General features: G+C 58.5%; 7 protein-coding genes. All 7 read left to right on the forward strand.

What is annotated here, in order from left to right:
- Positions 1-38 precede the first annotated feature (38 nt).
- The gene (locus tag AC5DB9_RS13580; protein ID WP_272989666.1) at positions 39-1,046 is read left to right on the forward strand and encodes an NlpB/DapX family lipoprotein; all 1,008 of its coding nucleotides are present in this window, start codon (positions 39-41) and stop codon (positions 1,044-1,046) included.
- A complete protein-coding gene (locus AC5DB9_RS13585) occupies positions 1,046-1,804 on the forward strand; it encodes an MBL fold metallo-hydrolase (protein WP_022957692.1) in 759 nt (252 codons plus the stop codon). Before AC5DB9_RS13580 ends, AC5DB9_RS13585 begins: the two co-directional genes overlap by 1 nt.
- Before the next feature lie 17 nt (positions 1,805-1,821).
- Positions 1,822-2,541, forward strand: a complete 720-nt coding sequence (gene purC / locus AC5DB9_RS13590; protein WP_022957691.1) for a phosphoribosylaminoimidazolesuccinocarboxamide synthase — start codon at positions 1,822-1,824, stop codon at positions 2,539-2,541.
- A gap of 202 nt (positions 2,542-2,743) precedes the next feature.
- Positions 2,744-3,442 (forward strand): VIT1/CCC1 transporter family protein, encoded by a 699-nt coding sequence (locus AC5DB9_RS13595; protein WP_272989672.1) that lies wholly within the window; start codon positions 2,744-2,746, stop codon positions 3,440-3,442.
- A gap of 27 nt (positions 3,443-3,469) precedes the next feature.
- On the forward strand, positions 3,470-4,813 hold the full coding sequence (locus AC5DB9_RS13600) for a dicarboxylate/amino acid:cation symporter (protein WP_272989674.1): 1,344 nt from the start codon (positions 3,470-3,472) through the stop codon (positions 4,811-4,813).
- 131 nt (positions 4,814-4,944) lie between these two features.
- A complete protein-coding gene (locus tag AC5DB9_RS13605) occupies positions 4,945-5,481 on the forward strand; it encodes a Tll0287-like domain-containing protein (RefSeq protein ID WP_286855066.1) in 537 nt (178 codons plus the stop codon).
- A gap of 165 nt (positions 5,482-5,646) precedes the next feature.
- A partial coding sequence (locus AC5DB9_RS13610) for a Rieske 2Fe-2S domain-containing protein (protein WP_491732064.1) occupies positions 5,647-6,087 on the forward strand: 441 nt, incomplete at its 3' end.

A 6,087-nucleotide genomic window follows, 5' to 3' on the forward strand; every position in this document is an offset into this window, starting at 1 on the left:
CCGGTTTCGGGCGCTAACTGACACAAGTGAAGAAGCGAATGCGTTTTAGCACCATCCGTTACCCTGTTCTGATGTTGGGCCTGGTGGCCCTGACTGCTTGCAGTGCCTTTAGGGACCGCTCCAACGATTATCGCCGGGCTGAGCTCAGCGAAGCGCTGGTGCTGCCTCAAGGCGTTCAGGCTCCGGCGCTGGACGATGAATATGTGGTGCCGGGTATTCGCGACCACAATGCCCTGCCGGGGGAATTCGATGTGCCCCGTCCGGAGCAGTTGAGCAAGAGCGTCGGCACGGCTGAAGTCCGTATTCAGCGGCTGGGTGATCGGCAGTGGATTCTGCTGGATGGCGAGCCGGGACAGGTCTGGCCGCGAGTGCGTACCTTCCTCGAACGCACGGGCATGCAACTGGCCCGAGTCGATAACTCTCAGGGTATTCTGGAAACCCAGTGGCGCGAAGTGGAAAAAGGCCAGCCTCTGGAGCGTTTCCGTTTCCGTCTAGAACACGGCGTTCAGGTTGGCACCAGTGAGGTTCACATTCTTGTGCAGCAGGGCGGCGCCGAATCGCGCTGGCCGGCCGAGTCCACTGATTTCCAGCGTGAGGGGCAGGTTGCCCGTGTGCTGGCGCAGTTCCTGGCGGACAGCGAAAATCAGGGGGCTGTCTCTATCCTCGCTGAGCGCGGTACCAAGAGCAAAGGTAAAATCTTCCTGGAAGGCCCTGCGGAAAATCGCCATCTTCGTCTCTTCCTGCCTTACGAACGCGCCTGGGCGGCATTGGGTCTGGCTCTGACCAAGGCGGGCTTCGAAATTGAAGACGAAGCGCCCGCGGTAAACAAATACTGGCTCAGCTATATCGCACCCGAAGACGAGAGTGACAGCTGGATGGGCCGCTTCTTTAACGCCAATCGCGACAAGCGCAGCCGCTACGTGGTTGAACTCAAGCCGGTGGCCGAAGGCGAAGCACTGATATTCCTCAATTACCAGAAGGGCCGCCGTCTGCGTGCCGAAGAGCGGGAGGCCTTGCTCAACCGCATTATGGGATATCTGCACTGATGCGTTTTGCCTCGCTCGGCAGTGGCAGCAAAGGCAACGCCACGCTGGTCGAGACCGAGCAAAGCTGCCTGCTGATTGATTGTGGCTTTACCATCAAGGAAACCGAGCGGCGGCTGGCGCGGCTCGGTCGTCGCGCCGATGATCTCAGCGCGATTCTAGTGACTCATGAACACAGCGACCATATAAAGGGTGTGTTGCCGCTGGCGCGCAAATACGGCATTCCTGTGTTCAGCAGTTTCGGCACCGCCGATTACGGTGAGATGCGCAAGTTCGCACACTGGCAGCCTCTGCAGTTGGGGCGGCACATCGATATTGCCGGTATTGATGTCCTGCCGGTGGCGGTGCCACACGATGCACGTGAGCCCTGTCAGTTTGTGCTGTGTCACCGAAAAAAGACCTTCGGGCTGCTCACCGACTTGGGTAGTATTACGCCATTCGTCAGAGAACAGTATGGACACTGTGACGCCCTGCTGTTGGAGTGCAATCACGATGTGCCAATGTTGCAGCAGGGGCCTTACCCGGCGTCGCTGAAGCGGCGGGTCGGCGGTGACTGGGGTCACCTGAACAATGAACAGGCGGCGGATTTACTGAACAGTGTCACGGTGGAACGCCTTCAGCATGTGGTGATGGCCCATCTGAGTGAACAGAACAATACCCCCGACCTAGCCAGGGCGGCGGTGGTACCGAGTTTGGCCAACAGCGAGGCATTGCTGTCGGCAGATCAAGAAGCTGGCTTCGGCTGGCTGGATATCGCATAGAGCGAATGAGGCAGACCATGGAAAAACGCGAGGAGTTGTATTCGGGCAAAGCGAAATCGGTGTACAAAACCGATGATCCGGATCGCTATATTCTCACTTTCAGAAACGACACATCGGCCTTCGATGGCGTTAAGGTTGAACAGCTAGATCGCAAGGGCATGGTCAACAACAAGTTCAATGCTTTCATTATGGAAAAGCTGCAGCAGGCGGGTGTGCCCACCCACTTCGAGCGTCTGCTGAACGACAGTGAAGCGCTGGTGAAGCGTCTGGATATGCTGCCCATCGAGTGTGTGGTGCGCAATATTGCGGCCGGTTCCATCGTCAAGCGTCTGGGTGTGCAGGAAGGTCTGGAGCTGAATCCGCCGACCTTCGAAACCTTTCTGAAAAACGACGCACTGCATGATCCCATGATCAATGAGTCACATATCCGCAGTTTCGGCTGGGCGACCGATGCCCAGATGACGCGTATGCGTGAGTTGACCTATCAGGTGAACGACATTCTCAAGGCGCTGTTTCTCGATGCCGGCATGCTGCTGGTCGACTATAAACTGGAGTTTGGCGTTTTCAGCGACGGTGAAATCTATCTGGGCGATGAGTTCTCGCCGGACGGTTGCCGTATCTGGGACAAGGAAACCCGTGAGAAACTCGACAAAGATCGCTTCCGCCAGGATCTGGGCAATGTTGTCGAATCCTACGAGCTGGTCGGACGCCGCCTGGGCATGAACTTTGATGCCTGATTATCATTGCGGCGAGTGATGCAGATGATGAAAAAAGCCCGGTTATTCACACCGGGCTTTTTTTTGTCGCCAGTTCAAGGCTGCTGGCGCTCCCCAGGAACTGGCATTCCGAGTTTGCTTTAATGAATACTATTCCGGCGTGCCGTCAGCGACAGGCGAGCAGGCGATAGCGGGTGTTTTTCTCTCCAAAGGAAAGGCGATTATGGTGCAGAGCGCACACAGTGAACCCCATCGAACAGGGCGTGCCGGTTGGTTACGTGCCTCGGTGCTGGGGGCTAACGACGGCATTGTTTCGACCGCGAGCCTGCTGCTGGGTATGGCCGCTGCTGGTGCGAGCAACGGCACCTTGCTGCTCAGCGGGGTTGCGGGGCTGGTGGCCGGGGCTATGTCGATGGCTGCCGGTGAATACGTATCGGTCAGCTCCCAGGCGGATATCGAACACGCCGATATTGAGTTTGAGCGCCAGGAGCTGGAGGCGAACCCCAGTCAGGAGCACGCCGAGTTGGCACATATTTATCGGCAGCGGGGACTGGATGCCGATACCGCCGATATCGTGGCGACCCAGTTGATGGAGTTCGATGCCCTGGATGCCCACAGCCGCGACGAAATCGGTATTTCGCCAGAGCAGAAGGCAAGACCGATGCAGGCGGCGATATCATATGGCTTGAGTTTCAGCGTGGGCGCGGCCTTGCCACTCGCGCTGGTTCTGATGCTCAAGCCCGGCCTGCTGCTCTCGGTGATGCCCATCGCCTGTATTCTTTTTCTTGCTGCGTTGGGCGCCCTGTCAGCCTGGGTCGGCGGAGCGCCGATCCTGCGAGCCAGTTTGAGAGTGACCTTCTGGGGCGCTGGCGCCATGGCGCTGACCGGCCTGGTGGGGCGACTGTTTGGTGTCGCGCTGTAGACCTGAATACGATACAGAGGTGAGTTTGTGAGCCTGTTTCCCACGCCGCTGGTACCCAGCACGCCCTACCGTTTGGCTTCGCGGCTGGACTTTTTGCTTCGCCGCCGTCTTTGGGCGCAAATCCTGTTGGCGATGGCTCTGGGTATTGGTCTGGGTTTGAGTTTGGCACCCAGTGGCGGTGCGTTGGTTGAGGCGTCTACCGCCAACTTGCTGGCGGCTTGGCTGGCACTGCCGGGTCGCCTGTTTCTGGCCATTATTCAGATGGTGGTGGTTCCCCTGGTGCTGTCGTCCATTATCCTCGGCATCGCCAGTTCGGGAGATGCGGACTTTTTGCGTCGCATCGGGTTTCGCATAGCGCCGTACTTTCTCGTCACTACCTGTGTCGCGGTCGCACTGGGGGCGGCGGTGGCACTGTGGCTGGCGCCGGGCCAATACATCACGATCGAGAATCTGGAGGCCCCCGCGTCGGTCGTCGGTGTGGCTGAGCCGCTGTCGATGGCATCGCTGCCCGATCAGATCATCGGTTTAATTCCCGCCAATCCCAGCAGTGCACTGGTGTCGGAATCCATGTTTCAGATTGTCGTATTGGCGATTTTTGTCGCGATTGCGTTGGTATCGATTAGCGATCGTCGTGCGAAACCGCTGTTGGATTTGTGTGTGTCGGTCCAGGACATTTCCATGAAAATTGTCAGTTGGGCAATGGCCCTGGCACCGGCGGCGGTGTTCGGACTGCTCGCACAAATCAGTGTGCAGGTGGGTTTCGATGCCATTGTCGGCGTTGCCAGCTATATGGGGACTGTTTTGCTGGGGCTGTTATTGCTGCTGATGTTTTATATGGTGATCGTGGCGCTGTTTGCTCGGCGTTCACCGCTGGCTTTTCTGCGGGCGATCTCCGGTGTACAGCTACTGGCATTTTCCACCTCCAGTTCGGCAGCCGTAATGCCATTGTCAATGAAGACCGCCGAGACCCAACTAAACGTTTCACCGTCGGTATCCCAGTTTGTGGTGCCCCTCGGGGCGACCGTCAATATGGACGGCACGGCGCTTTACCAAGTCGTCGCCGCGGTCTTTCTGACCCAGGTCTACGGCGTCGATCTGAGCCTGCCTCAGCTGGCCTTACTGGCGGCGACCACGGTGGGGGCGTCCATTGGTTCGCCGAGTACTCCCGGAGTGGGGATCGTAATTCTGGCGACGATTGTTCAGGGCATGGGCGTGCCGGCGGAGGGGATAGCCCTGATTCTCGGCGTCGACCGCATTCTCGATATGAGTCGCACGGCGGTGAATGTGAGTGGTGATCTGACCGCCTGTGTCGTCATGGAGCGGGTGCTGGGCGACGACACCTTGCCGCCGTCGGTCACGACGCAGGAGTGAGTGCTGCGGCAACGTGCCGCATTGTCCGGCCCTGTTAAGCGGTATAGTGTTGACAGGCAATGAGTCGTGTAGCGCTCACGACCCAGTCAAGGAGAGCCGGGATGAGGCATCACAGGTTTTTTCCAATCTTATTGGCATCGCTTTTGGGTACGGTAACGGCAGCCCATGCTGCTGGTAACGAGGCCGCGCTAAAGGCGGATGCGGTCAGCTTGGTAAAGCAGTTTGCGGGGCAGCTGAAACCCCGTCTCAAGCAAGCCATGCAAGAGGGTGGTCCGGTACATGCTGTCAGTGTCTGCTCTGAGGCGGCCCCGGCGATTGCCCGGGCGCTCAGCGAGGAGAGCGGCTGGCAGATCAAGCGGGTCAGCTTGAAGGCCCGCAACCCCAGTGCGCTGCCAGATACCCTCGAGCGCCGTGTGCTGGAAGACTTTGATGCCCGTCGTGCGGCGGGCGAATCCCCGGAAACATTGGCCTACAGTGCCGAGGTCGATGGCGAATACCGCTTTATGAAAGCGCAGCCCACCGAGGGCTTGTGCCTGGCTTGCCACGGCAGTGAGGTGGCACCCGATGTAGAAGCGGCATTGGCCAAGTACTACCCCAACGATCAAGCGCGAGGCTACCAGCTTGGCGATATTCGCGGCGCTTTCAGCCTTCGTTACCCGGTCAAATAGCTGCTGGGACCTGCGTCGACCTCGTCTATTTGCAGGTCATCCGTTTGGAGGGGCGCTATCCGCCCCTTGATCCAGATCAAATTGGCAGCCTGACGAGCCACTTACTCTGCGTCTTACGAACTGTTGCAAAGTCTGTAACAGCATAAGAATCAGAGGATGGCCGCCATGAACCAACCCCTTCGCAAGCCCTATATTATTGAAACCAAGCCTCTGCCTGAGCGTTATGCCCGCGGCTGGCATTGTATTGGCAAAGCCGACAGTTTTGGCTGCGAGCCTCGAGCCATGAATTACTTTGGCAGTAAGTGGGTGGCCTACCGAGGGGAAGAGGGCGGTCAGTTGTATGTGGTGGGTTCCTATTGCCCCCATATGGGCGCAGACCTCAGTCGCGGCAAAGTCTGCGGAAACTCTCTGCAGTGCCCCTTTCATCACTGGAGCTGGGGCGGTGACGGTGTTTGCGACGATATTCCCTACGCGGACCGTATTCCTCCCAAGGCCGTTATCCCGGCGATGCCCGTGCTGGAAGAAAATGGTCTGGCGTTTGTGTGGCATGACCCCGAGGGGCAGCCGCCGATTGCCGAGCAACGCCCCCGACGCAACGAGGACTAT

It is taken from the genome of Spongiibacter sp., from assembly GCF_984394615.1.

Excerpts from the sequence above, each read along its gene's own strand:
- AC5DB9_RS13580 (WP_272989666.1), top strand. The coding sequence starts at position 39 with ATGCGTTTTAGCACCATCCGTTACCCTGTTCTGATGTTGGGCCTGGTG.
- AC5DB9_RS13585 (WP_022957692.1), top strand. The coding sequence starts at position 1,046 with ATGCGTTTTGCCTCGCTCGGCAGTGGCAGCAAAGGCAACGCCACGCTG.
- purC (WP_022957691.1), top strand. The coding sequence starts at position 1,822 with ATGGAAAAACGCGAGGAGTTGTATTCGGGCAAAGCGAAATCGGTGTAC.
- AC5DB9_RS13595 (WP_272989672.1), top strand. The coding sequence starts at position 2,744 with ATGGTGCAGAGCGCACACAGTGAACCCCATCGAACAGGGCGTGCCGGT.